Origin of the sequence: Bartonella sp. TT29SHDZB, assembly GCF_042193395.1 — a bacterium.
GTDB lineage: Bacteria > Pseudomonadota > Alphaproteobacteria > Rhizobiales > Rhizobiaceae > Bartonella.
Genome location: NZ_JBHILQ010000014.1, coordinates 1 through 26,982 on the forward strand (window position 1 = coordinate 1; position 26,982 = coordinate 26,982).

Annotated in this window: 21 protein-coding genes and 2 pseudogenes; 18 read left to right on the forward strand and 5 right to left on the reverse strand. The window is 37.4% G+C overall.

The genetic code is table 11. The features are described 5' to 3' along the window. The first annotated feature begins 144 nt into the window (after positions 1 to 144). Genes ACFIJJ_RS07015 through ACFIJJ_RS07030 form a run of 4 tightly spaced genes read left to right on the forward strand, consistent with a single transcriptional unit; the run spans position 145 to position 1,256 of the window. A complete protein-coding gene (locus tag ACFIJJ_RS07015) occupies positions 145 to 327 on the forward strand; it encodes a hypothetical protein (RefSeq protein ID WP_375646448.1) in 183 nt (60 codons plus the stop codon). Next, on the forward strand, positions 311 to 718 hold the full coding sequence (locus ACFIJJ_RS07020) for a hypothetical protein (RefSeq protein ID WP_375646449.1): 408 nt from the start codon (positions 311 to 313) through the stop codon (positions 716 to 718). The genes ACFIJJ_RS07015 and ACFIJJ_RS07020 overlap by 17 nt, the downstream gene beginning before the upstream one ends. Continuing rightward, complete coding sequence (locus ACFIJJ_RS07025) at positions 706 to 897, forward strand: hypothetical protein (protein ID WP_375646450.1); 192 nt, start codon at positions 706 to 708, stop codon at positions 895 to 897. Before ACFIJJ_RS07020 ends, ACFIJJ_RS07025 begins: the two co-directional genes overlap by 13 nt. Continuing rightward, positions 897 to 1,256: a hypothetical protein gene (locus tag ACFIJJ_RS07030; protein WP_375608402.1), complete on the forward strand. Its 360-nt coding sequence runs from the start codon at positions 897 to 899 to the stop codon at positions 1,254 to 1,256. Before ACFIJJ_RS07025 ends, ACFIJJ_RS07030 begins: the two co-directional genes overlap by 1 nt. A gap of 102 nt (positions 1,257 to 1,358) precedes the next feature. Here the strand turns inward: ACFIJJ_RS07030 and ACFIJJ_RS07035 are convergent, their stop codons facing one another. Together ACFIJJ_RS07035 and ACFIJJ_RS07040 are read right to left on the reverse strand one after the other, a co-directional pair. Then, positions 1,359 to 1,559, reverse strand: coding sequence for a helix-turn-helix transcriptional regulator (locus ACFIJJ_RS07035; RefSeq protein ID WP_375646451.1), 201 nt, complete (start codon positions 1,557 to 1,559; stop codon positions 1,359 to 1,361). Between the two features lie 209 nt (positions 1,560 to 1,768). After that, positions 1,769 to 2,922 (reverse strand): annotated as a pseudogene (locus tag ACFIJJ_RS07040) (tyrosine-type recombinase/integrase). Positions 2,923 to 3,589: 667 nt separating this feature from the next. On the opposite strand from ACFIJJ_RS07040, the gene ACFIJJ_RS07045 reads away from it, so the two are divergent. From ACFIJJ_RS07045 to ACFIJJ_RS07055, 3 genes are all read left to right on the forward strand, one after another. Next, positions 3,590 to 5,371, forward strand: a complete 1,782-nt coding sequence (locus ACFIJJ_RS07045) for a porin (RefSeq protein ID WP_375646453.1) — start codon at positions 3,590 to 3,592, stop codon at positions 5,369 to 5,371. A gap of 248 nt (positions 5,372 to 5,619) precedes the next feature. Further along, positions 5,620 to 8,535 carry an isoleucine--tRNA ligase gene (ileS, locus tag ACFIJJ_RS07050; RefSeq protein WP_375646454.1) on the forward strand — a complete coding sequence of 972 codons (2,916 nt, stop codon included), beginning with the start codon at positions 5,620 to 5,622 and terminating at the stop codon, positions 8,533 to 8,535. Between the two features lie 178 nt (positions 8,536 to 8,713). Further along, a complete protein-coding gene (locus tag ACFIJJ_RS07055) occupies positions 8,714 to 9,199 on the forward strand; it encodes a hypothetical protein (protein WP_375623799.1) in 486 nt (161 codons plus the stop codon). 652 nt (positions 9,200 to 9,851) lie between these two features. Here the strand turns inward: ACFIJJ_RS07055 and ACFIJJ_RS07060 are convergent. Next, the gene (locus tag ACFIJJ_RS07060; RefSeq protein ID WP_375646455.1) at positions 9,852 to 10,298 is read right to left on the reverse strand and encodes a nucleoside deaminase; all 447 of its coding nucleotides are present in this window, start codon (positions 10,296 to 10,298) and stop codon (positions 9,852 to 9,854) included. 266 nt (positions 10,299 to 10,564) lie between these two features. Between ACFIJJ_RS07060 and ACFIJJ_RS07065 the strand changes: the two genes are divergently transcribed. The 9 genes and pseudogenes from ACFIJJ_RS07065 (at position 10,565) to lpxK (ending at position 20,679) form a co-directional block, all read left to right on the forward strand. After that, on the forward strand, positions 10,565 to 11,965 hold the full coding sequence (locus ACFIJJ_RS07065) for a pseudouridine synthase (RefSeq protein WP_375646457.1): 1,401 nt from the start codon (positions 10,565 to 10,567) through the stop codon (positions 11,963 to 11,965). Beyond that, on the forward strand, positions 11,946 to 12,512 hold the full coding sequence (rsmD, locus tag ACFIJJ_RS07070) for a 16S rRNA (guanine(966)-N(2))-methyltransferase RsmD (protein WP_375646458.1): 567 nt from the start codon (positions 11,946 to 11,948) through the stop codon (positions 12,510 to 12,512). The genes ACFIJJ_RS07065 and rsmD overlap by 20 nt, the downstream gene beginning before the upstream one ends. Positions 12,513 to 13,054: 542 nt before the next feature. Continuing rightward, on the forward strand, positions 13,055 to 13,504 hold the full coding sequence (locus ACFIJJ_RS07075; RefSeq protein WP_375623791.1) for a hypothetical protein: 450 nt from the start codon (positions 13,055 to 13,057) through the stop codon (positions 13,502 to 13,504). Positions 13,505 to 14,501: 997 nt separating this feature from the next. Continuing rightward, positions 14,502 to 15,833 (forward strand): TldD/PmbA family protein, encoded by a 1,332-nt coding sequence (locus tag ACFIJJ_RS07080; RefSeq protein ID WP_375646459.1) that lies wholly within the window; start codon positions 14,502 to 14,504, stop codon positions 15,831 to 15,833. Beyond that, positions 15,820 to 16,626: a 3'(2'),5'-bisphosphate nucleotidase CysQ gene (locus tag ACFIJJ_RS07085; RefSeq protein ID WP_375646461.1), complete on the forward strand. Its 807-nt coding sequence runs from the start codon at positions 15,820 to 15,822 to the stop codon at positions 16,624 to 16,626. The genes ACFIJJ_RS07080 and ACFIJJ_RS07085 overlap by 14 nt, the downstream gene beginning before the upstream one ends. 46 nt (positions 16,627 to 16,672) lie before the next feature. Continuing rightward, positions 16,673 to 16,918, forward strand: coding sequence for a DUF4170 domain-containing protein (locus tag ACFIJJ_RS07090; RefSeq protein ID WP_273790423.1), 246 nt, complete (start codon positions 16,673 to 16,675; stop codon positions 16,916 to 16,918). 261 nt (positions 16,919 to 17,179) lie between these two features. Then, a pseudogene (locus ACFIJJ_RS07095) lies at positions 17,180 to 17,456 on the forward strand (hypothetical protein); the annotation flags it as partial. A gap of 870 nt (positions 17,457 to 18,326) precedes the next feature. Then, positions 18,327 to 19,649: a lipid IV(A) 3-deoxy-D-manno-octulosonic acid transferase gene (gene waaA / locus ACFIJJ_RS07100; protein WP_375646463.1), complete on the forward strand. Its 1,323-nt coding sequence runs from the start codon at positions 18,327 to 18,329 to the stop codon at positions 19,647 to 19,649. Continuing rightward, on the forward strand, positions 19,639 to 20,679 hold the full coding sequence (gene lpxK, locus ACFIJJ_RS07105; protein WP_375646464.1) for a tetraacyldisaccharide 4'-kinase: 1,041 nt from the start codon (positions 19,639 to 19,641) through the stop codon (positions 20,677 to 20,679). The genes waaA and lpxK overlap by 11 nt, the downstream gene beginning before the upstream one ends. A gap of 19 nt (positions 20,680 to 20,698) precedes the next feature. Here the strand turns inward: lpxK and ACFIJJ_RS07110 are convergent, their stop codons facing one another. Then, complete coding sequence (locus ACFIJJ_RS07110; protein ID WP_273787833.1) at positions 20,699 to 20,935, reverse strand: DUF2093 domain-containing protein; 237 nt, start codon at positions 20,933 to 20,935, stop codon at positions 20,699 to 20,701. A gap of 109 nt (positions 20,936 to 21,044) precedes the next feature. Continuing rightward, complete coding sequence (gene mutL, locus ACFIJJ_RS07115; protein ID WP_375646465.1) at positions 21,045 to 22,898, reverse strand: DNA mismatch repair endonuclease MutL; 1,854 nt, start codon at positions 22,896 to 22,898, stop codon at positions 21,045 to 21,047. Positions 22,899 to 23,145: 247 nt separating this feature from the next. On the opposite strand from mutL, the gene ACFIJJ_RS07120 reads away from it, so the two are divergent. Beyond that, positions 23,146 to 24,234, forward strand: a complete 1,089-nt coding sequence (locus ACFIJJ_RS07120) for a 2'-deoxycytidine 5'-triphosphate deaminase (protein WP_375646466.1) — start codon at positions 23,146 to 23,148, stop codon at positions 24,232 to 24,234. 1,151 nt (positions 24,235 to 25,385) lie between these two features. After that, positions 25,386 to 26,537, forward strand: a complete 1,152-nt coding sequence (gene lldD, locus ACFIJJ_RS07125; protein WP_375623775.1) for an FMN-dependent L-lactate dehydrogenase LldD — start codon at positions 25,386 to 25,388, stop codon at positions 26,535 to 26,537. The last annotated feature ends 445 nt before the right edge of the window (positions 26,538 to 26,982 follow it).

A 26,982-nucleotide genomic window follows, 5' to 3' on the forward strand; every position in this document is an offset into this window, starting at 1 on the left:
TATACTTTTAAAGAGAAAAACTTGCCGATTTGTCGTCCAGGTGCTGTCATACCACAGCGCAGTGTCAAGAAGCGCTTAAACAGCCCTTTTTGTAAAAAGTATAAAAATGCACCTGAATGCCAGCCTTAAGTTTTGCTGTTTGTGATGATTAACAATCCGCTATCCTTGCCTTCACTTGGAATGGCGCGATTGTTTCCTCACGCACATTATTTAACGGATGAAGAAAAGCAGCATTTACAAGAGGGTGTAGATGGAATTACGGTTCATTTGGTTTTAACAAACTTTATTCAACGAGAACAGGGAACAAAAAATGAAAATGTTGTTTAATTTATTAAGCCTGCTCATTTTGTTAACGGTTACTGGATGTGACATTGAAAACATTGACAAACCTGCTCCAGGATACGTGAGTATGTGGGAGAAGTCAGGTGCGGATTCTACTGAGGTAGGAAAAGCCTTATTAGAATGTGGAATGCCGAGTCTTATCGATCCTGATTCAGAAAATAGAAAGCAGAGCATCAATGCAAAAGCAACAACTTATACATGTATGATTCAAGCAGGATTCCGTTATAAAGGGGGAGGGAAGCCGTGTTATACTTTTAAAGAGGAAAACCTCCCCATTTGTCAGCCTGGTGCTGTCATCCCACAGAGAAGTGTCGAAAAGCGCTTAAACAGCCCGTTTTGTAAAAAATATAAAAATGCGGATGAATGCCAACCTTAAGCACTGTTTGTGATGATCAACAATCCGCCCTCCGTGCCTTCACTTGGAACGGCGGGATTGTTTTCTCAATCCATCATCTCAATATTGTTCACCATTGTTTTAATGAAGCGGTGACAGAAAATATAAACAAGCTTATGAGCTTTTTTATTGTAAATAAATCCATTGAAAGAGGGGAATAATGAAGAAAATCTTAAAACTATTGAGTTGTATAGCTCTGTTAAGTATCACTGGATGTGTTAACTCAATTCCCTCACTTTCTCCAGCATTATGGAGAAATAAAATACTTTTAGAATGTGGAGTACCGGACCTTAATAAGGTTGTGGCGCTAGATTTGAATCAATTTGCCAGTATTGAAATGTGTATGGCGCAATCAGGTTTTCGCCCTAGCTTTACAATACAAGATTGGTGTGAGAACCATAAATCAGACAACCTTCCCATATGTCGTCCTGGTGCTGTCATGCCTCAGCGAAGTGTTGAGAGACGCTTAAATAGCCCTTATTGTAAAAAGCATTCAGAACAACTTGAATGCAAACCTTAGGTCTTGCTTCAGCAGAGAAAGCTTTGAATTTACACCAAATAAAGCTCTAGAGTGATGAGCTTGAGAAAGCCTTGTCCATCCTTACGTGACAAGGTTTTCTTTTTATGCCGCGTCGTTATAACGTTGCTGTTTTGCTTGCTCGATGACATTCAAAAGATCCGATTGTAACCAACGCGATAAAAAACCCAATTTTAGGGGTTTGGGGAGAGATCCATTGGTAACATGACGGCGGAATGTTGAGACACTCATATGAAGCAATTTTGCACTTTCACGATCTGTCAAAAGAATATCATTTTCTGTCATACTAAAATCCTTTCACTCTCAAAAAATGGCAACAAATCATAACCATTTATTAACCACATTTTGGTTCATTTTTGAAGGTATTTTATTTATAGAAAACAATATTTTATCATACAATTTCTAATGTGATAATTTATGACTCTTATTGAGAAAGAATGAGAGAGAAGAGAGCTAAAGTTATCCACAGATAATGGGGTTATTCACCCCATATCTTAAGATTGACCCGTGACATAAGCCGCCCATTTATCCATATAAACACGGCGCTGTTCTAGATAATCAGTACGACGATAGGCACGCTCTACTTTGCCGCCAACTGTATGACTTAGAATAGTTTCAGCGACCTCATAGGGGGCATCGGTTGTTTCAGCAAGCCAATCGCGTAAACTAGAGCGAAAACCATGCGGGCAGGCTTCAAGTTTATTGTCTCTCATATATTGAGCCATACACTTCTCAGCGAGGGGACCGCGACCTTTAGCAGAAAAAAAGAAATCATTACGAGAAAGCAATCGTGCTTGTTTTAAAATGTCTAATGCTTCAGTTGATAAAGGCACGCGAAATTCTTTTGTTGTATCACGCTTGCCTTTCATATTTTCAGCAGGTATGGTCCATATATCCCCATCAATTTGATCTTTATGAATATGACGTAAAGGATTGGTACGAACACCTGTCAGAATAAGCAAACGCAAAGCCAGTTGTGTTATGGTTGATGCTTCACAGAGTGTTTTATAAAAAGCCGGAACCTCTCTCCAATCCATGGCTGGTCTATTAGTGACCTTATGGCGTTGTTTTCCTAAGAGAGCGCGTGCTTTTTCTGTTTCTTGTAAATCAACATTCAATCCTAAGGCAGCCGCATGTTTGAGACAAAGATTGAGACGAATAAGAGCTCTATTAGCTGTTCCAGCTTTTGTATGCCAAATAGGGGCAAGCGTGTTGCGTAATCTCTGAAACGGGCAGACAGCCTAATTTAGGGAGAATATGGAGGCGTAAATGTAAAAACCAATTACAAGACTCACCATCATTTTTTAATTCAGCTTTACGGCTTTCAAAAGCATCTAGAGCAATATCTTTTAAATAATGGAGATTGCGCATTGCCTCACGCTTTTGTTTGTTGCGTTCTTTAATAGGGTCACGCCCCTCACGTAAAACAGAGCGCCACCCAGTTGCCAATTCACGGGCTTGTTTTAAAGAAACATCTCGCAAGGCACCCAAGCCCATTTCACAGCGCCGACCATGAATGGTATAACGATAAAGCCATTGAGCACTACCATCTTTACGCTTATGAAGAAGCAAGCCGGTACCATCATTATATTTTCCAGCTCGTGGGTGTTGCGACAGCCCTTGCATTAAGACGATTCATAAGAACCATTTTTACTCCTTTCTTGTACAATTTTTATCCACACACTCATCCCGCTTGTTATGTACAAGCGAGTGGTTTTGATTGATTCAAGATAAATGGATTTGAAATGATAGAATCCTACAGTATTAGTTTTTTCATTCAATATGAAAACAATAAGTTATCATTATAAATCAAAGTGATGCGTGATGAAGATGTTTATGCAAAGAATCTAAAAGTTTTTTTGCGAGAGTTTGAATAAGTCCTTTGTTTTTCTTAATTTTAGATACAAAATATTATTGCTAAAGCACAAAAGGTAGATCAGCTGGTAAATAGATGAAACTTTGATGGGGACTGGTTTTTAAAAAGGTAATATTTGATTTCACTGTTTGCGCTGACATTGATTTTGCAATAACAGATAATAGTTTATTGCATGCAGAATGCTGTTATTCAGATTTCGGTAAAAAGAAATTTATAAAGAATATTATCATTAACAGTTATGCGAAAATTTAATGAAAATGAATCCAACTTTATTTTAGTGTAATTTAGTTTACAAATTCTCATTGAATGTAGAATTAAAAGTTTAAGAAGCCTTATTTTCAAAAATTCTTTATTTTTTTGTGAGTGTGTCATTTTTGCTACAGATCTTTCAAAAAAGATGCTCTATATACATTTCATTTTGGATATTTGGAGAGACTTTATGAATACAAAATGTTTAATAACGGCTTCTATTTTTTCTTTAATTTCAGCGTCTACAGCGCTAGCTGCTGATGTTATGATTCCTCATCAGCCAGCATCATCGACTTCTTCTACCATTATCGCGCCTACTTTTTCATGGACAGGTCTTTATTTAGGTGTCCAAGCGGGTGGTTTTTCGAGCAAAGCTGATATGGCTCTTGTTGGTCAAGAAAAGAGTTTACCACTGGATAAAGAGTTCTCTCCTAAACTTTCAGGTTTTGCAGGTGGTTTTTATGCAGGTTCTAATATTGATCTCGGTGACAACTTTATTTTTGGTATCGATACGGATTTAATGATATCTGGAAAAAAACACACAAAGACCATTACTATAGGTGCGGCTGATAACACTACAGTAGAAAATGCAGTCGTAAGATCCCGCAGATCCGCAAGCCTACAAACACCTCAAGCACCACAAGCAGTGATATCAACAGGAACACAAACACAAAAAGGCGCCTCAGGAGCACTTGCAAGCGCAGGAATATCCGCAGGTGCAGGAACATCTGCAGGTGCAGGGGCTACAACAGGAGGGACCCTAACAGCAGTATCCGCTTCAGAAAAATCTGCTGGAACGCGATCCGGTCAAGCACCAGCTCAACCAGTAACTGCAGCTCAACCAGTAACTGCAGTTCAATCGTCACAAGCAGGAGCAGCACCATCAAGTCAATCCGCAACAACTGGAAAGTCTAGCGATGTTAGTGCAACAGCAGGAAAAACAGTGGTGGCGGAGGTAAAAAAACTAGAAGTTTTAAAAACGCCATCTGCATCGCCAGTAGCACAATCAGCCTCCTCCCGATCAGTGCAATCGGCATCGTCCTCATTGGGAAGAGCAGATACAGAAGGGGCATCGGTAGGTGGATCACAACCAGCTGCACCTAAATCGACACCCCTTACAACAGGAGCAGGAACATCAGTGCGGTCAGAATCGCGATCAGCTACTGTATCAGTAGTGCCTGCACCAGTAAAACCTAATGTGTCCACACCAGCAGTACAGCCAGCAGCAAAAGCACCCACATCGGTACAACCTGCATCACAACCATCAGTAGTAGAAAAAACAGTACCGAGCGGAGGGACACTTGTACTCGCGAGATCAGGATCATCCTCTGAATCAGCAAAAGCTTCCAATGGAACAAGCGGAGCCCAACAGGGAGGTCAACATAGTTCTTCCCATGGTAGCGGAAATGCTAATCCGCATGGTGCACCTCATGCAGGTGGGCATGGCTCTGGCGCTCATGCGCATGGTGCTAATCCACATGCTTCTCGTTCTCATGGTGCACAAAGTACACAAGCGGTGGATAAGAACGATTCCAGTGTATATGGTATAGAACAAATAAAAAAGATGGCTTCTGAACTTGGTCTTGATCAAGAGGATGCAGTTGAAACTTTAAGTCATACTTTCAAGCAAAATTGGGGTGGTGCTACACGGGTCCGTATTGGTTTTGCTGCTGATCGCTTTATGCCTTATCTTGCTGGTGGTATTGCTTATGGGCAATTCCAAGACACTATATCAGTATCCGTTAAGGATGAGGATGGAAGAGTCGTTTCTTCTAAGAACTTAGCTGATGAAACAAAAACCATGATTGGTTACACACTTGGTGGTGGCGTTGATTTCTCGCTTCTGGATAATGTGATTGTACGTGCAGAATATCGTTACTCTGATTTTGGTAAAAAGAAATTTGTAAAGGAAAAACTTGAAATTAACTACAAAACCAATGATTTCCGTGTTGGTGTAGCTTATAAATTCTAATTTTTTAAAGAGTAAATTTCTAAAAGGCTCCACTGTCAGTGGAGCCTTTATTTTTTTAAAGATCACTTTTTGGTTTCTTTTCTTGTGAATTTCGTGATAAAGCCCATAAAGTGTGATGATATATTTTCTTGATCGCTGCTTAATACGAATGATAAGCTCGGCTTTCCCTATAGATAAAAACCAGAGTTGCAGGGTTCAGGGAAGTTATGCAAAAGTAAACTCGTAAAAGTGGACAGGAATATTTCACAATGACTGTGAAAAATGAAACAATAGATTATTCAAAAACTCTTTATCTCCCACAGACAAATTTTCCCATGCGTGCAGGTCTTCCGCAAAAAGAACTTGAATTGATGGCGCATTGGGAAAATATAGGGCTTTATGCGCAATTGCGCCAACAAGCAAAAGATCGTCCATTTTATATTCTTCATGATGGTCCACCTTATGCAAATGGCCATATTCATATCGGGCATGCTTTAAATAAAGTTCTAAAAGATGTGGTTGTTCGTTCATTTCAAATGCGCGGTTTTAATGCAAATTATGTTCCTGGTTGGGATTGCCATGGGCTTCCAATTGAATGGAAAATTGAAGAAAAATATCGCGCACAAGGAAAAAATAAGGACGAGGTACTTCTTAACGAGTTTCGTCAAGAATGCCGTGAATTTGCACAACATTGGGTAACCGTTCAAAGCGAAGAATTTAAACGCCTTGGTGTTGTGGGAGATTTTAACACGCCTTACACTACAATGGCTTTTCATGCAGAAGCACGTATTGCTAGTGAATTGATAAAATTTGCTATGTCAGATCAGATTTATCGTGGTTCCAAGCCGGTGATGTGGTCTGTTGTGGAACGTACGGCTTTGGCAGAGGCTGAGATTGAATATCATGATCATGAATCAGAGGTGCTTTGGGTTAAGTTTCCTGTTTTTGAAGCAAATTCTGATGATTTATATGGTGCTCATGTCGTCATTTGGACAACAACACCGTGGACAATTCCAAGCAATCGTGCAGTGAGTTATTCTTCGCAAATTTCTTATAGTATTTACGAAGTTGAAAGTGCTGAAAATGATTTTGGTCCTCAAGTGGGAGAAAAGCTTCTCTTTGCAGACGCTTTAGCGATGAGTTGTGCAGAAAAAGCCAAACTTGTTTTGAAGCATTTGCGTGTTATTTCTTCTGAAGAATTGAAAGCTCTTGTTCTTTCTCATCCACTCAAAGGTTTAGCTGGAGGGTATAATTATAAAATTCCATTGCTTGATGGTTCGCATGTAACAGAGAGTGCTGGTACGGGTTTTGTCCATACAGCACCAAGCCATGGGCGTGAGGACTTTGAAATTTGGAATGATTATAAGTCTTTACTGGAGCAGGCGGGGATTGATTCATCTATACCGTTTCCTGTTGATGATGCAGGGTTCTATACGAAAGATGTTCCAGGCTTAGGACCAGATCGTGAAGGAGGACCTGCACGTGTTATTGATGATAATGGAAAAATGGGTGATGCCAATAAAGAGGTCATTAACGCTTTAATTAAAGCAGATCGATTGTTTGCACGGGGGCGTTTAAAGCATTCCTATCCCCATAGTTGGCGTTCGAAAAAACCCGTTATTTTTCGCAATACACCGCAATGGTTTATTTCAATGGATAAAGATCTTGGGGATGGTTCAACTTTACGCAGTCGGGCTTTGGAGGCTGTTTCAAAAACGCGTTTTGTACCACCTTCTGGGCAAAACCGCCTAGCCTCTATGATAGAAGATCGTCCTGATTGGGTTCTTTCTCGTCAGCGTTCTTGGGGAGTTCCTATTTGTATTTTTGCGAATGAGGATGGTGTTATTCTAAAAGATGAAGGTGTGAACGAGCGTATTTTACGGGCTTTTGAAGCAGAAGGGGCAGATGCATGGTTTGCTGAAGGAGCACGTGAACGTTTTTTAGGTGAGCGTGCACATGAGCCTTGGATACAGGTTTATGATATTTTGGATGTTTGGTTTGATTCTGGAGCAAGCCATAGCTTTGTGTTAGAAGATCGGGCTGATTTGAAATGGCCTGCTGATGTTTATTTTGAAGGTTCAGATCAACATCGCGGATGGTTCCAATCTTCTCTTTTGGAAAGCTGTGGTACGCGTGCTTGTTCTCCCTATAAAGCCGTGATCACACACGGTTTTACTTTGGATGAGAATGGTAAGAAAATGTCTAAATCTTTAGGCAATACGGTTGTTCCGCAAGAGATCATTAAAACATCTGGAGCTGATATTTTTCGTCTCTGGGTTATGACAACTGATTATTGGGAAGATCAGCGTTTAGGCAAAAAAATACTTCAAACAAATGTGGATTCATATCGTAAACTACGCAATGCAATTCGTTGGATGCTTGGAACTTTAGCACATGATGATGGAGAAGAAATATCTTATGGTGCACTGCCGGATCTTGAAAGATTTATATTGCATAGGCTTTTTGAACTTGATCAATTAATTAATCGCGCTTATGATGAATTTGATTTTAAAAAGATTATGCGTGCATTATTGGATTTTTCAATCATTGAGTTATCGGCATTTTATTTTGATATCCGCAAGGATTCTCTTTATTGTGATGCGCCTTCATCAAAAAAACGCAAGGCTTCCTTGCAGGTTGTCCGTGAGATTTTTGAGCGTATGGTAACATGGCTTGCTCCAATGTTGCCTTTTACAATGGAGGAAGCTTGGTTAGAGCGTTATCCAGAAAGCCAATCGGTGCATTTGGAACAATTTCGCTCTGTACCAGAAAAATGGCAAAACCAATCTTTGGCTGAGCGTTGGAAAAAAATTCGGCAGGTCCGTAAAGTTGTGACAGGTGCTTTAGAGCTTGAACGTGCTAATAAGCGTATTGGATCCTCTTTGGAAGCAGCGCCTATTGTTTTTATTTCCAATCCGGTTTTACGAGAGGCATTAGAAAATGTGGATATGGCGGAGATCTGTATTACCAGTGCTCTAACAATTACGCAAGATACAATGCCTTCCGATGCTTTTACTTTGAATGATGTTGAAGGTGTTGGTGTATATCCAAAGAAGGCGTTGGGAAAAAAATGTGCTCGATCATGGCGTTATACACAAGATGTTGGGAGTGATCTAGCTTATCCCGATGTATCTGCCCGTGATGCTGCTGCTTTGAGGGAACTACTGATTCTTGGTAAGATTTAAAACTTTAAATCAAGGGAAAGAAATGCAAGTATATTTCTCGTATTGATGAATATAGTTTTTTGTGGTACGAAATAAATTCCGTTGTTTTATCTGCAGGGGGGGAAATTTGTATATGGACCGTTCTCTCATAAATAACGGGAATATTAATCAGCCATATACTTAGGAAATGGGATAAGCAGTGAGAAAATGTGAAGTAAAAATATTTCCAATAGGAATTTTGGGTATATGCTTTGTTTTAACGGGATGTAATGCGCCTACCTATGGTACCAATAAACCAGTTTCGATACAGTTTTTTGAAGATGTTGCTAATATTACTTCATTGACACCAACAAATAATAGCAGCCAGATTGTTATGAAACCTCATCCAAAACTTATAATACCAAGCCCTAGTTCACGCAGATTTTTGCCGGTACCACAACAGGATAGATCTGTCAATGAAATGGCAGCATCGAAGAAGCATCAAGGAAATACTCCTTTTCCTCACAAAGGATCGTCAGTTAATGGCGTTGGTTCAGAAAACTCTTCACAGTTGAATGCGAAGCAACGACAGGAATATTTACGTCGTCAGAGAGCACAAGTTGGAAGTTCAAAATACCGTCGTTATCTCACTGAACCACCTTTAAGTTATCGCCAACCAGCAAAAACCGCACCTATTGGTCGATAGGGGAAAGACAAAATATTTAAAGTAAAGTATTTTTCCGATCACTTATGATACCAAGCTCTCATTCGCGCACAGTTATAATGCTGCTGTAGGAGGGGTGTTATTCTCATGAAATAGTAATATGACAACAACATCGAGAGAGTCCTTATGCGTTTCCTAACAAGAAACATTTCTTAAGCTTATTTTACAACATTGCTCATGTAGATAGTATAACGTAGAATCGATAGTGCTCTAACCATCTTTATTCTTATAAAGAAATAAGCCTTATATTTTCCAGCTCGTGGGTGTTGCTACAGCCTTTGGCACTTGAACGGTTCAGAAGAGGCATTTTTATTCCTTTTTTATGCAATTTTTTCCTACACATAAGCCTCGCTTGTGACACGTGTGAGCAAATGATTCTCACTTGAATCAATATGAGATGATTTATGATGAGAAAATCTTACGATATTCGGGGTTATGATTCAAGTTGAAAAATGATAATTTATCATTATAAATCAATGTATTGTGTAATAGATGCAATATGCAGTATTAAAAGAGTGTGAGAGAAAAAGTGTTTCAAAATAGCTTTTGCTATATATATCAGAAGAATTAATAGTCTTTTTTGAGAAGTAGGATAATTTTTTAAAGAGTGAAAGTTATGGAAGAAGAATTGTTTTTAGTATCGCTTTTGTACAAAAAAATCTTTAAGTAATTGAGCAGCTTCTTTTTCTTTAAAACCAGAATAAATCTCCGGTTTGTGATGACAGGTTGGTTGCTGATAAAAGCGTGGACCATTTTCTATAGCTCCCCCTTTGGGATCATTTGTTGCGTAATAGAGACGTCGTATGCGTGCAAATGAAATGGCAGCGGCACACATAGCACAAGGCTCAAGTGTTACATAAAGATCGCAATCTGGAAGCCTTTCGCTTTGCAATCTTTCGCAAGCCATACGGATTGCGCGTATTTCTGCGTGTCCTGTAGGGTCATATGCAGATTTGATAAAGTTACCAGCGCGTGCAATGATAGCCTTTCCGCGTATAATGACAGCACCTACGGGAACCTCATCTTTTTTTGCAGCCCATTGTGCTTCTAAAAGGGCTATTTCCATGGGCGTCAAAGTCATAATATTCTTTCTACTGAAGGTATAGAAAATCTAAAGGTTTTTCGATAGGGAATGCTATGGAATAAATAATTTATTACGCTTTTATAATGAAAAGAATACCTCTATTTTTTAAGTGTTTAAAAAAACTTGCAAGTCGGCAGATACATTATTGTCGTTAAAGGATAGAAAATGATAAATGATTATGCTACTTCCTCTTTCAGAATGAGCGGTATGGTGCATGTGAATAGTTTTCTGAACATACTTGCAAAGATTGGTTTGAAACGCAAATGAATGAAAATAATGAGAGTGAACGGATTGCTAAAAGGTTAGCGCGTGCTGGTGTTGCTTCGCGTCGAGATGCAGAAATGATGATTGTTGCAGGTCGTGTTTCTGTGAATGGTGCAGTTGTGACAACGCCTGCTTTTAATGTTAGTCGCTCTGATGTTATTAAAGTTGACGGCAAACCTTTACCTCCTATAGAACGAACGCGTTTATGGCTTTACCATAAGCCAGCAGGCCTTGTTACCACGAACCGTGATCCTGAAGGTAGACCTACAGTCTTTAGTAATTTACCAAAAGGAATGCCGCGAGTTCTTTCTGTTGGAAGGCTTGACATTAACACGGAAGGCCTTTTGCTTTTAACCAATGATGGTGGCTTAGCGCGCGTATTAGAGCTTCCTGTAACGGGGTGGGTCCGCAAATATCGTGTCCGTGCTCATGGAAGAGTAAAGCAGAGCGCGTTGGATAACCTTAAAAATGGTATTGCGATTAATGGTATTTTCTATGGTTCAATTGAAGCATCAATTGAACGCGAACAAGGGTCGAATATATGGCTTTCTGTTGCTTTGCGAGAAGGAAAAAATCGTGAAATAAAGAATGTTTTAGGGGCATTGGGATTATCAGTTAATCGATTAATACGTGTATCTTATGGTCCATTTCATCTCTCTGATTTAGAAGAAGGAGCCGTGCAAGAGTTAAAAGGGCGGATGTTACGAGATCAGTTGGGGGAGCGTTTGATTATGCAAGCCAATGCAGATTTTGATGCTCCTATTCTTAAACCATTTTCAAATTCTGCAGTTGTTGCAGAAAAGCAAAGCCAGAAAGATCTTTCTGTTGCAAATGATGGTTGGGTTTTCTCAAGTGAAAGGGCGATACGACGCCGACCAAGAGATGGTTCTGTTGAACATAGTCGCGCACGATTAAGTACAAAGTCTCATGAGAATGTAAAGAAGGAGAAAAGTGAAGAAGGAAAAGCAGAGCGTTTTCTACCACGTTCTCGCCGAGCTAATGTTTGGATGGCTCCTGGTGCACGTCCGCAAAGTGCACGTAGAAAGCCTTCCTATAGTGAGGAGAAATCGCATGATCATAAGAGCGATTTGGATGGTAGAAAGTCCTTTCATCGAGGCAAGGAAAAGCTAAAAGAAAGTCCATCACACAAAGAGAAGAGGGAAAGTTTTGTTCAAAAACGTGGCAAAATATCTTATGACGAGACGCCTCTCTTTGGTAAGAAAGATCGCTTTTTAAATGATAAAGAGAAAATGATAAAAGGTGGTCATGATGAGCATTCTTTTGAGAGAAAGAAAAAGGTAAAGTCGTTTGGTGGTGCTATGAAGAAATCTAAACCACATAGGGACGGTGCAAAAACTTCGAAGAGATTTGGAGGTTTCCGTGCGGATCATAGGCGGTAAATTTGCTGGGCGTGTTTTGTTTTCGCCTGTTAATCAGTCGATTCGCCCAACGAGTGATCGTACACGTGAAAGCCTTTTTAATATTCTTTCTAGCCGTGAAGAACAATTTTGGACCAATAAACGCATTCTTGATCTTTTTGCTGGTACGGGTGCTTTAGGCATCGAAGCACTTTCACGTGGAGCAAAGGCTGCTGTTTTTGTTGAAAACTCGGTTGAGGGGCGTGGGGTGCTTCAAAAAAATATAGAAGCCCTTGAATTACAGTCGATAGGGCGGATTTTGCGTCGAGATGCAACCAAACTTGGTAATATTGGAACAATGCTTCCATTTGATGTTATCTGCGCTGATCCTCCTTATAGCCGTTGTTTAGGTGAACGCGCTTTTGTAGAAGCTTTGCGAGGAGGGTGGGCAAAAGCTGATACACTCTTCATACTTGAAGAAAAGAAAGATACAATGATTCATTTACCTGACGTCTTTTATCTAGACGATGAGCGCTTTTATGGTGAGACAGCAATACGTCTCTATAAATTACGATCGCTTACATCTTGAGAAAGTTCTTGTTTTTATCGGGTAGAATGAAAAAATGCTTTTACACAGTTTTCTTCATTTTATATGGTTTTTAAAAGGTTAAGCAGAAAATCAATAAAAGATTCTAATGTTAAAGGAATTGATGAATTTTTATTAGCTTTACTACAGAAGGATGTTTTTCTCCAATAGGATATATATCCTCGATAATATTTATGATCTTTTTTGTCTAATTTCTTTCTGCTATACCTTAATCATCACATTTCATCAGCAGTTGAAAGCTTTAAGCTATGCGGTCTGCATTGATATCTTATATGGTGCGTAACTTCTATTTTTTGTTATTGTCTAAACTTAAAAAAGATATTTTGTTTAGTATTGAAAATATTGTTCATTTATCCTGAATATTTGTGTGTTTAGTTTAGTAATATCGCTTGTTGATTTAATCATTACATATTAAGTAAATCTGAGAGTATTAAGTATCTTATCGTTGTGCAGCTTTAAGGATACTTTTTTATATTATTCTTTATCACTAAAGATAAGTAATTTGTAAAAAGGGGGAGATTATCATGTTTAATTGGATATATAGTGAAGAGATTAGTACAGAAGCAAGTGCTGAGCAAATTTGGGCTATATGGGAAGATGTGGCATCATGGCCTTGCTGGGATAGTGAACTTGAGTGGGTAGAACTTTCTGGTGCTTTTAAAGTAGGAGCTGTAGGGCAAATGAAACCTAAAAAAGGACCTACAGTAACTTTTACACTTGATAAAGTTATAAAAAATGTTTGTTTTTCTGATTATGCTAAACTTCCTTTTACACGTATGAGTTTTAATCATGAATATATTTGTTCAACAAAAACTGGTTCTTCAAATAACAAAATTCGTCATACTGTAACCATGTCTGGTTTACTTGCTCCTTTATTTGGAATGATTATTGGATCAAAAATTAAGTTACATCTTCGGGATGCAATGATTGAAATGAGTAGACGTGCTCTTACTGAAAACAAAAGCATTTTGTAAGGGGGTGCATTTATAAAGAAGTTAATACCTTAAAAAAAGGTGCAGAAATTATAACTTATTATTAGAATGGAATCAGTTATGAGTATACGGCAAACCAATGAGCTACGGAGCATTTTTTAGTTAGCTGTTGAAATCGAGTCAAATCATCTGAGAAAATTAATTTTGCACCAAAGATCTTATGAAATTCATTGAATTTTTTTATATATAAAAGCTTATAAGATGCTCTCTTCATTGAAAATGAGAAAGTTTCAGAAGTTTATTACTTCTCTTATGATGTAGGCCGATATTGTCATGATATTTGCCTGTTTCTAATGTTGCAATATTTTTTGCATTTGAAAGCTTACAAGATAATTTCTTTGATTACTTTTAAATATAAAAATGAGTTCTTTATGATATTACGTCCATTAGGGTAAAGAAGTTTATGACTGCTCATTTTGTTGAAACCATAATGGAAGGAAATATTTTTTACTCTGTTTAAGTTTTGTTTCATTTACAAGAGTGCCGTCTCATTATGAGAGAGTTTATAGAAGCAAAGAAGTGTATACAAATATAAGGCATTTTCTTGATTCTTGCTTGGAAATTAAAGAATGCTATAGGAAAGATATGAGGTAAGTTTTTTACTACCCAGAGGAAGAAAAACCTGTGATTTAGATCATTTTATGCTTTTTGAATTTTTGAGGATCTTGACTGAAATTCAAGTGTTATTGCTAGGTCTTTTGTTGATTGCCAAGTTTTCAGTTGTTTTGATTGTCAGTATAGATTTGGCTTCTAAAATGATAAGATCCTATGAGAAATCTTGAAACGAAAGAGATTTTACGGCATATTACATCTTTTCATAAAGAAGCTAAAAGGAAAATGATTTAATGCATTAAGAGAAAAAGAATGCATGAAATGTGCATAATCTTATGAATAAACACACAAGAGTTATATTCTGATTTGTATAAATTTGTCAGAATGCTTATCAATGTAAATAATAAAATATTTTAGGGAGTCTATAATGACTGACAAAAACCAGATTGAGAAAGCTGTTTCGTTGGTTGAAGCAGCAAGGCGTTCTGGGGCAGATGCTGCTGATGCTGTTATTGTTCATACTCATTCTACCAGTGTATCAGTTCGTTTTGGGAAAGTCGAATCGACAGAAGCAGCAGAGAGCAATGATTTTACTCTAAGGGTTTTTGTTGGAAAAAAAGTAGCAAGTGTTTCTGCTAATTTAGGATCTTATCCGCAAGAACTTGCGGAACGTGCTGTTGCGATGGCTAAAGCTTCTCCCGATAGTTTATTTGAAGGTTTGGCAGATAAAGAGTGTTTGGTTAAGTATCCTAAAGATCTTGATCTTTTTGATGATTTTGTACCCAGCAGTCATTTTTTAACAGAAGATGCTTTAAAAACGGAGGCAGCAGCTCTTGATGTTAAAGGTGTAAGCAATTCTGGTGGCGCTGCAACAGCTTATGGCCGTAGTGGGTTTATTCTTGTGACCAGCGATGGTTTTTGTGAAGCCTATCGTTCCAGTTGTTTTTCACGTTCTTGTAGTGCTCTTGCCGGAGAAGGAACACAGATGGAGCGAGATTATGATTATACAACAGCCTTACATTTTTCTGATTTAGAGGCAGCAGAAACTGTGGGAAAGAATGCAGGGCTTGGTGCTGTTCGACGTTTGGGTGCAGTTCGTGCGGCAACTGGGGGCGTTGATGTTATTTTTAATCCGCGTACGGCTCGTGGAATTGCAGGGCATATCGCATCTATGGTCAATGGAGCTTCTGTGGCTCGTAAAACGAGTCTTTTACAGAATTTTCTAGGCAAGGAAGTGATGAAGCCTAATGTTAATGTAACCGATCAACCTTTGCGATTACGTGGAAATGCTTCTCATCCTTTTGATGGAGAAGGGGTAGAGGGGCAAACACTCAATATTATTGAAAATGGTATTTTAAAAAATTGGCTTCTTTCATCATCTACAGCACGAGAATTGGGACTTAAAACAAATGGACACGGTGTGCGTTCGGCATCATTGGTGCAGCCGACCAGTACAAATTTTGCTATTGAACCGGGTTTAGTATCGCCTTGCGATATGATAAAAGATTTGCGAAATGGATTTTATGTAACCGAATTATTCGGTCATGGCATTGATTTTATTACTGGTCAGTATAGTCGTGGGGCTTCCGGTTTTTGGATTGAAAATGGTGAAATTACTTATCCGGTGAGTGAAGTAACGCTAGGTTCTAATTTGCTCCATATGTTAGCGCATTTAACACCTGCCAATGATATTGATCGGCGTTATAGTACCGCTGCTCCAACATTGTTAGTTGAAGGGATGACACTTGCAGGAAAATAATACGCATCATTCTTCTGATTTAAATCTTTTGCGTGACGTTTGTCGAGAAGCAGGAGATTTAGCAATGCGGTATTTTGGATGCACGTTGGATGTCTGGATTAAAGAAGGTAATTCCCCAGTCAGTGAAGCAGATTTTGCTGTTGATCATTTCTTGAAAGAGAAGCTTCTAGGGGCACGTCCAAATTATGGATGGATTTCAGAAGAAACAAAAGATAATCGAGAAAAACAAGATTATTATGAGCGCTCTTTTGTTGTTGATCCTATTGATGGAACGCGTGGTTTTCTTTCTGGCAGTCCTTATTGGTGTATTTCGGTTGCCATTATTGAGAATGGGCGTCCTATTGTGGGTGTTCTACAATGTCCGGCTCAAGGGGATGTTTATGCAGCTGTAACGGGTGGAGGGGCAACATTAAATGGGATAAAACTTCCTCGTTTAGCCTTTCAGGTTCATCGAAAATATAAAATTTCACTTGATAAATCGCTCGCACAAAAATTACCAGATGATTTTCTCAATCAAGTCAGTCTTTACCATTATCTTCCTTCTCTTGCTTATCGTATTGTTCTTGTTGCTCAAGATGAAATTGATATCGTATTAGTTCGTCCAAATTGTCATGAATGGGATATTGCCGCTGCTGATCTTATTTTGCAGGAGTGTGGAGGGTGTTTTTTATCGCTTGATGCCTCTTTACTATCTTATGGAATTGAACCTTACCAATATGGACTTTTAATTGCTGGTAAAAATAATTGCTGTCAAGATATGATAGATGTTGTTCGTCAAACAAAGTTAGTTTAATCACGTAAAAGCATGCTAAAATAATCTAAATAATATAGAGGCACATATGACTGAAACCAACGAAAAAAAACAATATTTACATCTTGTATTTGGTGGGGAATTAAAAAATCTTAATAGTAATCAATTCAAGAATCCTGATGATTTAGATGTGGTTGGTATTTTCTCAGATTATAAATCCGCTCAAGAAGCATGGCAGGCAAAAGCGCAAAGCAGTGTAGATAATGCATTACAACGTTATTATATTGTAGATTTGCATCAGTTTCTTGATGCTGAGTTAGGCGATGCAGAATAAAGCTTGAATATTTGGTTATTATAGCTTGTAGATTGCTGCATGCTTTTGTTTAGTCGTCCTTTTCATAGGTACTTTCTTCGGGTAAAATAGAACGTTGTAAAAAAGAATATGCTTGTTGTTTAAAATTCATATGTTTTCTTAATAAAACATCTCTCAAAGCACCCAAACCCATTTCATAATAGTGTTCGTGCAAGGTGTAAAATCCATTGTTGCACCACCATCTTTGCGCTTAATAAAAATGCAAGATAGTGCTATCAACCTATTTACAACAGCAATATTATCATGACAGCGATCACTCGAAGTGTATGATTATATTGTGAATAGTCACTTTGCTCTTGAATAGGGTCTGAGACACTAATGCGTTAAGATTAACAAAAAGAGTAGCATTATTAATGATACTAATTACTACTCTATTGAGATTATTAGCACTCCCTACTTAATCTATTGGAATTTTTTCAACGAGTTATTTCTGTAAGCTTAGAAACCATAAAAGTCGTTAGAAACTTACCAAAATTAGAAACTTAGAGAAACTGAATAGATTTATAAAGTTAACTTACCTCATAAGGGCTTCTTAGGTACTCGTTTAAAACTACAATCTATAAGTTAATCATTTTGTGTTGATTATATACAATCTTAAAAGGAATAAGATATCATGTAACCTCCTGAAAAGAGAGGATTTAAAATTTTGAAAACTCTTATTTAAATTGCTGTAAGACTTTTAAGAAATTCTCTATTAAACAAGATTAGATTTTTCTGGATTACCTTTAAGAGATGATATCACAATTTAAAATGAGAACGCTATACCATTCAAAAGTTTTTTTTAAAGATTTGTTTGACATATTCATTTTATTGAAATGAAATAATAGAGATTGAGCTTCCTTTTAAACATATTTTATTTATATTAGGTTGTAATGTCTATATGGATTATTTTTTGAAAAATTGACAATACCTAACATATGTAAAAATAAGTTTTTTCTCTAAAATACCAACGTGTACAATTCAAAGCCTCACTAAAATTATAAGAAGTATTTATTCAGTGAGCTGAAAAAATATGTCATAGGTTGTATGGTATTTATCATTTATATTTTCAAAATTATAATTGATTGAAAAATAGTTTTGTTATTTTTGAGTAAGATTTTTATAAGGTGCAGAATGAAGTGATAAAATTTCATTAAAAGAGATTTAAATAATGTGTATATGTTATTTTTATAGGAAAGTTTTAAAAAAAATATGGTGATAAAATTGCATTTTTTGTCCTTTATGTATTGAATTTTCTCATAGGTTAAGCGTTTTTTATTTAAGATATGGATGATATTAAAAAAATACGAAAGCAACCACTAGTGTTGATGAATTTTTTAACAAAATAAGCATATAGATATCTTAAAATAGCTGGATGAGGTGATTTTAAATGGTAGAATTAAAGGCACATACGGCTCTTTTAAGCTATCGGATAATTGGTTTTTGCTTATGTCCTGTTATTCCTTTTTATTTGTTCTTTCGTGCTATTCGTGGAAAAGAAGAGTGGTGTCGCAAAAAAGAGCGTTTAGGTAAAAGTTCTTATGTACGCCCCCAAGGTTCATTAGTTTGGTTGCATGCAGCAAGTGTTGGAGAAACACTTGCACTTTTTCCACTTGTAAATTATATTTTATCATTGAAAATCAATGTGTTAATGACAACAGGGACTGTGACATCTTCTACTCTTGTGAAAAAACATTTTGGTAATAGGTTGATTCATCAATATGCTCCTTTGGATTTAGATTTTGCAGTGCGCCGTTTTATTAGTCATTGGAAGCCTGATCTCGTCTTGATTTGTGAATCAGAAATTTGGCCCCTTCGTATTAAAGAACTTGCAAAAATGCGTATTCCGCAGATTTTGGTTAATGCCCATATGTCTGAACGTTCTTTTAAAGCTTGGCAAAAACGACGCGTTCTTGCCAAACATATTTTTAAGGATATTGATTTGGCGATTGGTCAAAACGAAAGAGATGTAGCTTATTACCATAAACTTGGCGTAAAATCTGTTACGTTTTCTGGTAATCTCAAGGCTGATGTTTTTCTGGTTGAAAATCAAGCATTGCTTGCACGTTATCGTAATGCTATCGGCAATCGTCCAGTTTGGGCAGCTGTTTCAACGCATGAAGGGGAAGAGGAGATTGCTTTTGAGGTCCATAAGATTGTTAAAAATTATTTGCCAGATTTATTAACAATTATTGTGCCTCGTCATCCTGAACGTTCAGAAGATCTTATCAGAAAATGCGATAATAAGGGGTTAAGTTTTATTCGTAGGAGTAGAGATGCTGTTCCAAACATGAATACCGATATTTTATGGGGAGATACCATTGGAGAAATGGCACTTTTTCTTCGCTTATCACAAGTTTCTTTCGTTGGTAAATCGTTATGTGGAAACGGTGGACATAATCCCTTGGAATTGGCTTTGCTTGGCTCTGCTATTTTGACAGGGCCCCATGTTTCAAATTTTCAAGAGATGTTCAAACAATTTCTAACGCATGATGCAGCATATATGGTTCAAGATACAAAACAGCTTGCTATTCAGGTGTATAAGCTTTTAACCAATGAAACATTGCGACAAGAAATGGTTGATAAGGCTTATGAAGTGGCGACAGGTATGGCAGGTGCACTTGAGCGCACATTAAAGGTTTTAGATCCATTTTTACACCCCCTTGTAATACAAACAGGTTTACGTCAACGTCAGGGTAGATATGCATATTAGCGCCCCCCATTTTTGGTGGAAAAATAAAAGCTTTTTGCGTTTTGTATTAGCCCCAGTTTCATGGGGGTATGGTTATTTTTCAAGTCGTTTTATGGCAAGACAGCCTCCCGTGATTAATCTGCCTGTTTTGTGTATTGGAAATTTTACATGTGGTGGTGCGGGTAAAACGCCGGTTGTTATTGCTTTTACCAAGGTGGCTAAAGAACTTGGTTTTGTACCTGGTATTGTATCTCGTGGTTATGGTGGATCAGTTAAAGGGGTACATCTTGTAAATGAGAAATATGACAATGCACGCGATGTTGGAGATGAGGCACTTTTACTTGCACGGCATGCTTTTGTAGCTGTATCACCTAATCGTTATGCAGCGGCGCAACGGCTTAAGCAAGAGGGATGTAATCTTATTTTAATGGATGATGGATTTCAAAGTCGCCGTCTTTATATGGATTATGCGTTACTCGTTGTTGATGCGATGCGCGGTTTTGGTAATGGAGCTGTCTTTCCAGCAGGACCTTTGCGCGTACCATTAAAAACGCAGTTTTCTTTTATGGATAGTGTTTTATTGATTGGTCACTCCGATGCGCCTGATAATGTTGCTTTTCTTGTTTCGCGTACTGGAAAGCCTTTATATCGTGCTCATCTTAAAGCCAGTGCTTCTGATGAGGTTTCAGGAAAATCATTTTTGGCATTTGCCGGTATTGGCAATCCAGATAAGTTTTTTAAATCTATTAAAGAATTGTCTGGTCATGTGGTGCAAACTTACATATATCCAGACCACTATTCTTTCACCGATAAAAATTTAAAAAGCCTTATACAAAAGGCTAAAATGCACAATTTATGGCTCGCAACAACAGCTAAAGATTATACCCGTATACAGACAATTCACACGCAAAAAGATTTGAAAGATCTTATTGTCTTTGATGTGAATGTCGATTTTGTTCAAAAAGACTTCTGTCGCATGGTTCTTGAGGAGGTCATGACCCGCTTTAGAAAACGTTCCCTTGAGTTTTCTTGTCTAAAAGGCAAAGGCTAAATTTATAGCTTTCAAAGGGTTATTTTTCTTTTGTTTTTAACAATTGCTTGAGATATGGGTTGCATTCAAGTTCGCGCTGATAGGAGATTTCACAACTAGCATATGCTTCTTGGCGGTGATGATTCCAATATTTTAAATCATCTATAGGGATTTTTTGCCCGCTAACAGCACAAATGGTATAGGTACCATATTCTATAATGTCATATCCGTTATTAGAATAATGAATTTTTGCTTCGCGTTCACTATCGGAAAACATTATAACTCCTTTTTGCTTGATACAAGAGACTCAAGAAAAGTGCCATAAAATATATTATAAAGTCGAGAGTTAATTTAAAAATATTTTTCTTGTCAAAATGATTAAGAGTTTATTTTCTGCCAAAAAGCCGTTCTATATCTGCCAATTTGAGTTCAATATAAGTAGGGCGTCCATGATTACATGTACTTGTATTAGGTGTTGCCTCCATTTGTCGTAATAGTGTGTTCATTTCTTCAGGGTGTAAAAGGCGCCCTGACCGTATTGAGCCGTGGCAGGCCATCGTTGCTGCAACATAATCAAGCATTGCTTTTAAATTATTTGTTGTATCATACTCAGCGGCCTCATCTGCGAGATCTTTAATAAGGGCTTGGACGTTGATCTCTCCTAACATGGAAGGTGTTTCACGCACAACAATTGCTCCTGGTCCAAATGGTTCTATTCCTAATCCAAATTTTTGCAAAGCATCTTTATGCGTTAAAAGACATGTTGCATCCTCTTCAGAGAGTTCTACAATTTCAGGAATAAGTAATAACTGTGAAGGAAGCGGTTTGGAATAAAGTGCATTTTTGAGTGCTTCATAAACCAATCGTTCGTGAGCTGCATGCTGATCGACAATGATCAAACTATCTTGTGTTTGGGCGATAATATAGTTTTTATGGATTTGTGCTCTGGCCGCTCCTAATGGATAAGATAGCTCTTCTGATGAAGATGTAGTGTTTGGAATGTATGCATCTCCACTTGGTGTATTTAAGCCCTCCATAATAGGAGCAGCATCTTCTTTTAAATCAAAAGAGCGAGTACTATCCAATGGTTTGTGAACCATTGAAGCGCTGGTAAAATGATGAGGCTGTGAACTGTAAGAAGAGAACTGGTGAGTGTTCTTAAAATTGCCTAATGGTTGTTGTGCCAATGGTTGTTGTGTTTGAAATGCAGCAAGCATTGCTTCAGAACGGGTTGAAGTCGGACGAATACCAGATTGCTGCAATGCTTCACGAATAGCTCCAACAATTAAACCACGAATTAATCCTGGATCACGGAATCGTACATCAGCTTTAGCTGGGTGAACATTAACATCTACTTCAGCAGGTGGGAGATCAATAAAAAGAATAGCGACAGGATAACGATCTCGTGTCATGACATCAGCATAAGCACCTCGGAGTGCACTCCATAGAAACTTGTCACGCACGGGACGCCCATTAACATAAGCAAATTGATGAAGGCTGTTATTTCGGTTGAAAGATGGTAAACAGGCAAAACCCGTTAAGCGCACCGCTTCGCGTTCAGCATTCAGCGCGATGCTATTAGGGGCAAATTCTTTTCCCATAATTTGTGTAATGCGTTGTAATTGTCCTTGAGTATTATTTTCTGTAGCAGACAGTTCCATAGATGTTCTGTCTAATCCTGAAAGAGAAAAGCGGATATGTGGAAATGCGATAGCAATTCGCTTAATCATATCGCTAATAGCATTTGTTTCAGCCCGATCAGTTTTCATAAATTTTAATCGTGCCGGCGTGACAAAGAAAAGATCACGAACTTCAACAATTGTTCCAAGGTTTGCAGCAGCTGGTTTGGGTCCTACAATTTTTCCAGCAGTAACGGAAATTTCAGCAGCGCTCTCAGCATCTTTTGTTCGTGAAATGAGTTTAAGTTTAGCAACAGAACCAATAGAAGGGAGGGCTTCTCCTCTAAATCCAAGGAAGCAGATATTGTGTACGTCATCGGTAATCTTTGAGGTGCAATGGCGAGAAACCGCTAAAGTTAACTGATCGGCAGGAATCCCACAACCATTATCACTGACTTTGATAAAATTTTTTCCACCATTTGCCGTAATAATTTCAATGCGCGTTGCACCAGCATCAATAGCGTTTTCAATAAGTTCTTTGACAACATTTGCTGGTCGTTCAATAACTTCACCAGCGGCGATTTGATTAATAATATTTTCGCTAAGATGGCGTATAATCATAATAAATTCTAACAGGAATCTTAAGGGTTCTATAAAAAATTATGATAACATCATTTGCGCGACATTCAAGAACAAGAGAACTGAGAGGTATTATTTTTACAATACCTCCTGTTTATTTTTAAAGAGAAGCAAAATGTTTTTCAGTTGGGTAAAACAGAAAAAAATCGTTTTTATCACCTTAAAATAACTTGCACCAATTTATCATCTAGGTCAAAAAAGAAACAATGTAAAAGGGAAGGCGATATATATGACGCGTATAAGCGGTATTTTAGCAGATAGTGATATACAGGCTTTGATTGATAATAACTTTCTCAAGGCTTGCTATCCATTTGATAGATCTCAAATACAACCAGCAAGCCTTGATCTTCGTTTAGGGGAGAAAGCTTATCGTATACGTGCTTCTTTTATGCCGGGTTCTGATGCAAAAGTTTTGGATAAGCTTGAACGGTTAAAGTTGCATGAGTTTGATTTACGAGACGGAGCGGTTTTGGAAACGGGGTGTGTTTATATTGTTCCTCTTTTGGAAAGTTTAGCTTTATCAGAATTTTTATCTGCTGTTGCCAATCCCAAAAGTTCTACGGGGCGATTAGATATTTTTACACGCGTCATTACGGATAATGCGCAGGAGTTTGATAAAATTTGTGCTGGTTATCACGGTCCACTTTATTTGGAAGTTAGTCCACGAACATTTCCAATTTTAGTACGTACAGGCTCGCATTTATCACAGCTTCGGTTTAGAAAAGGGCACAGCTATTTAAATGAAATTGAGCTGCATGCTTTGCATAGGCAAGAAACGCTGATATCGGATGATCTTCCTAATATTAGTGCTGATGGTATTGGACTTTCCATTAATTTAAAAGGAGATGAAAACGGGCTTATAGGTTATCGCGGTAAACATCATACAAGTGTTATTGATATTGATAAACGTGCTGTTGCTCACATTTTAGATTTTTGGGAACCTCTTTTTGATCGAGGTCAAAGGGAGCTCGTTCTTGATCCTGATGAGTTTTACATTTTAGTTTCACGAGAGTCTGTTCATGTGCCTCCACTTTATGCTGCAGAAATGCCTCCTTTTGATCCCTTAGTTGGTGAGTTTAGGGTGCATTATGCAGGTTTTTTTGATCCAGGGTTTGGGCATAAGGAGGCAGGTGGTAAAGGGGCAAGGGCAGTTTTAGAAGTACGTAGCCATGAAGTTCCCTTTATCTTAGAGCATGGTCAAATTATTGGCCGTTTGGTCTATGAACATATGCTTAATCGACCATCAACCCTTTATGGATATGATGTTGGATCACATTATCAAGCACAGGGTTTAAAGTTATCCAAGCATTTTAAATGAATTGAGAACTACGAATTTTGATAACATGTATGCAGAAAGCGTATTTTAGATAAAAGAAAATTTTGTGCTTCGCAAAACCGGCATTATGCATTCTATTTTTAATTTCCAAGGTTATCTCATCCCTTGCATTTGAGAAGATATGAGAGGCATTTTTGCTTCTTTTTTCAAGAGGTTGTATCTATACAAACTCTACTTATGATGTGCAAAAGAATAGTTTTGATTATTTCATCATGACAAAATCTAAAATGAAAGAATCTGACTATATTCAATATGTCATACATATATATTATTATAATAAATCAATAGGTTAATAAAATTCAATATAACAGTAGCGTATTCACTTTTCAAATTAAATATGCGAGATTGGATACTGCACTTGACTCCATTTTTCTAGAGTTTAATGACCAGTATATTTCATTTTGTATAAAAAATATCTTTAAAGAGTTAATAAATAAGTTTTTCACTAAATTTTAGTAACATAATAAACATTGTTCTAATTTTAGTAACTCATTTATAGCCTCAAGATATAATATTGCTAGAAAATTATTCAATTAAATATGAAGATTTTCTATTAGTATGAACATTAAAAGTTTTTTATGTTGTATGTGAATTAGGCACTGTATATTTTTATAAACTTTCATGAATAAGTAACAGGTCTCAGTTTTGAATATTGATATAAGAAGATTTTTGGATATATGCGACAGCTTTATTTCCAGTATTAATAAAGGATTTTTTCATCTTTTGAAGGAGATTATGGTTTATACTTAATGATGCTCTATATTCTTAATAACTGATAATGTAAGAGCCTTTGGAGGGAGAAACGACTTTAAATTATAACTAATTAAGCTACGGAGCAATCGCTTTCGAAGAGGTATTGGTTTAAAGGGAGTATAACAATTTCAATTGCACATGAAAAATATATGAGTAGACACGTTATTAATGATACTTCATACTATGAGATTTTAAATTTGGATAAGAGAAATAAAGACGTTGTTTTTATCAATTAGTTTTTTTTAGAAAGTTGCAATCTCTGTTGCTTCTATCTATTCAATAGAGCGTTTGGGGAGAATATCGAATAGGTAGATACACGGATTCGCTTTTATGCGTTTTAGGATGTCTTCTCTTTTTATTTAGGAACAATGGTGCCATCAATGATTATTTCTTCAACACTTGATTATCGTAAGGCAGCAAAGCGTCGTCTTCCTCCCTTTCTTTTTCACTATATTGATGGTGGGGCTTATGCTGAAGAAACGATGCGACGTAATTATACAGATCTTCAAGCACTTGCACTGCGTCAAAGGATTCTAAGGCAAGTTGGTGAAGTTGATCTTTCAATCAAGCTTTTTGATCAGACACTTGATCTACCGATTGTGCTCGCACCTGTTGGGCTAACGGGCATGTATGCACGTCGTGGTGAGGTGAAAGCAGCGCGCGCCGCAGCGGAAAAAGGGATCCCTTTTACGCTATCCACGGTTTCAGTTTGTCCCATTGCAGAAGTGCAGGAAGCGGTTGGAGGTGCATTTTGGTTTCAACTTTATGTTCTCAAAGATCGCGGTTTCATGCGTGATGCACTAGAGCGGGCTTGGTTAGCTGGTGTACGCACGTTGGTTTTTACAGTTGATATGCCCGTTCCTGGTGCACGTTATCGTGATGCGCATTCGGGAATGTCTGGTCCTTATGCTGGATTACGTCGTTTTTTACAAGCTTTAACTCATCCATATTGGGCTTGGAACGTTGGTGTTATGGGGCACCCTCATGATCTTGGAAATGTTTCCACTTATCTCAAAAAGAAGATTGCATTAGATGATTATGTAGGTTGGCTTGGTGCAAATTTTGATCCATCAATTGGTTGGCATGATCTACAATGGATTCGCGATTTTTGGAAAGGAAAAATGGTTTTGAAAGGTATTCTTGATACAGAAGATGCGCGAGAAGCAGTAAAATTTGGTGCGGATGGCATTGTTGTTTCTAATCACGGTGGACGTCAGCTTGATGGTGTATTATCAACAACACGGGCGTTGCCTGAAATTGCGGATGCTGTAAAGGATCATTTGACTATTTTAGCGGACTCAGGTGTTCGTTCTGGTCTTGATGTTGTACGCATGATAGCACAAGGAGCGGATGCTGTTATGATTGGTCGTGCTTTTGTTTATGCGCTTGCGGCAGCAGGTAAGAAAGGTGTTATGCATCTCCTTGATCTTTTTGCCAATGAAATGCGGGTAGCTATGACACTGACAGGTGCTCAGACAATCAAAGATATTACCCGCAAGAGTTTGGTGAATACAGATATTTTTAAGCAATGAAAGCAATATGTTATACCACTTTAAAAAAAAGAAAGTCTTTTTTATAGAGGAGCATAATTATATATTTTACAAATATGTTGACAGTTAAAGTTAAATAGAAAAGATCAAAAAACTTTTCTATAAAATCACAGAAAATACTCAATAACTATAATAGTATTAAAGAAAAAATGTTAATAATAATAAAAACAAAAAAAATAATAATAACATTGCATACATCTTTTATTTATTTTATTAAAAACTTATTCTATGGATAAAAAGGAATAAGCGCTACTATTAAAGGTACAACAACTGTTGATATAGAAAAAATAAATATATATAATGCTGTGAACATTTTCCCTCCTATGTATAAAAACATTAAAATATAAAATTCATTTAGTTTTATTCCAATATGAAATAATATTAATTATAATATATAAATAACATTATTAAAATGTCAATATGTATT

Excerpts from the sequence above, each read along its gene's own strand:
- ACFIJJ_RS07015 (WP_375646448.1), top strand. The coding sequence starts at position 145 with ATGATTAACAATCCGCTATCCTTGCCTTCACTTGGAATGGCGCGATTG.
- ACFIJJ_RS07020 (WP_375646449.1), top strand. The coding sequence starts at position 311 with ATGAAAATGTTGTTTAATTTATTAAGCCTGCTCATTTTGTTAACGGTT.
- ACFIJJ_RS07025 (WP_375646450.1), top strand. The coding sequence starts at position 706 with ATGCCAACCTTAAGCACTGTTTGTGATGATCAACAATCCGCCCTCCGT.
- ACFIJJ_RS07030 (WP_375608402.1), top strand. The coding sequence starts at position 897 with ATGAAGAAAATCTTAAAACTATTGAGTTGTATAGCTCTGTTAAGTATC.
- ACFIJJ_RS07035 (WP_375646451.1), bottom strand. The coding sequence starts at position 1,559 with ATGACAGAAAATGATATTCTTTTGACAGATCGTGAAAGTGCAAAATTG.
- ACFIJJ_RS07045 (WP_375646453.1), top strand. The coding sequence starts at position 3,590 with ATGAATACAAAATGTTTAATAACGGCTTCTATTTTTTCTTTAATTTCA.
- ileS (WP_375646454.1), top strand. The coding sequence starts at position 5,620 with ATGACTGTGAAAAATGAAACAATAGATTATTCAAAAACTCTTTATCTC.
- ACFIJJ_RS07060 (WP_375646455.1), bottom strand. The coding sequence starts at position 10,298 with ATGACTTTGACGCCCATGGAAATAGCCCTTTTAGAAGCACAATGGGCT.
- ACFIJJ_RS07065 (WP_375646457.1), top strand. The coding sequence starts at position 10,565 with ATGAATGAAAATAATGAGAGTGAACGGATTGCTAAAAGGTTAGCGCGT.
- ACFIJJ_RS07075 (WP_375623791.1), top strand. The coding sequence starts at position 13,055 with ATGTTTAATTGGATATATAGTGAAGAGATTAGTACAGAAGCAAGTGCT.
- ACFIJJ_RS07080 (WP_375646459.1), top strand. The coding sequence starts at position 14,502 with ATGACTGACAAAAACCAGATTGAGAAAGCTGTTTCGTTGGTTGAAGCA.
- ACFIJJ_RS07090 (WP_273790423.1), top strand. The coding sequence starts at position 16,673 with ATGACTGAAACCAACGAAAAAAAACAATATTTACATCTTGTATTTGGT.
- waaA (WP_375646463.1), top strand. The coding sequence starts at position 18,327 with ATGGTAGAATTAAAGGCACATACGGCTCTTTTAAGCTATCGGATAATT.
- lpxK (WP_375646464.1), top strand. The coding sequence starts at position 19,639 with ATGCATATTAGCGCCCCCCATTTTTGGTGGAAAAATAAAAGCTTTTTG.
- ACFIJJ_RS07110 (WP_273787833.1), bottom strand. The coding sequence starts at position 20,935 with ATGTTTTCCGATAGTGAACGCGAAGCAAAAATTCATTATTCTAATAAC.
- mutL (WP_375646465.1), bottom strand. The coding sequence starts at position 22,898 with ATGATTATACGCCATCTTAGCGAAAATATTATTAATCAAATCGCCGCT.
- ACFIJJ_RS07120 (WP_375646466.1), top strand. The coding sequence starts at position 23,146 with ATGACGCGTATAAGCGGTATTTTAGCAGATAGTGATATACAGGCTTTG.
- lldD (WP_375623775.1), top strand. The coding sequence starts at position 25,386 with ATGATTATTTCTTCAACACTTGATTATCGTAAGGCAGCAAAGCGTCGT.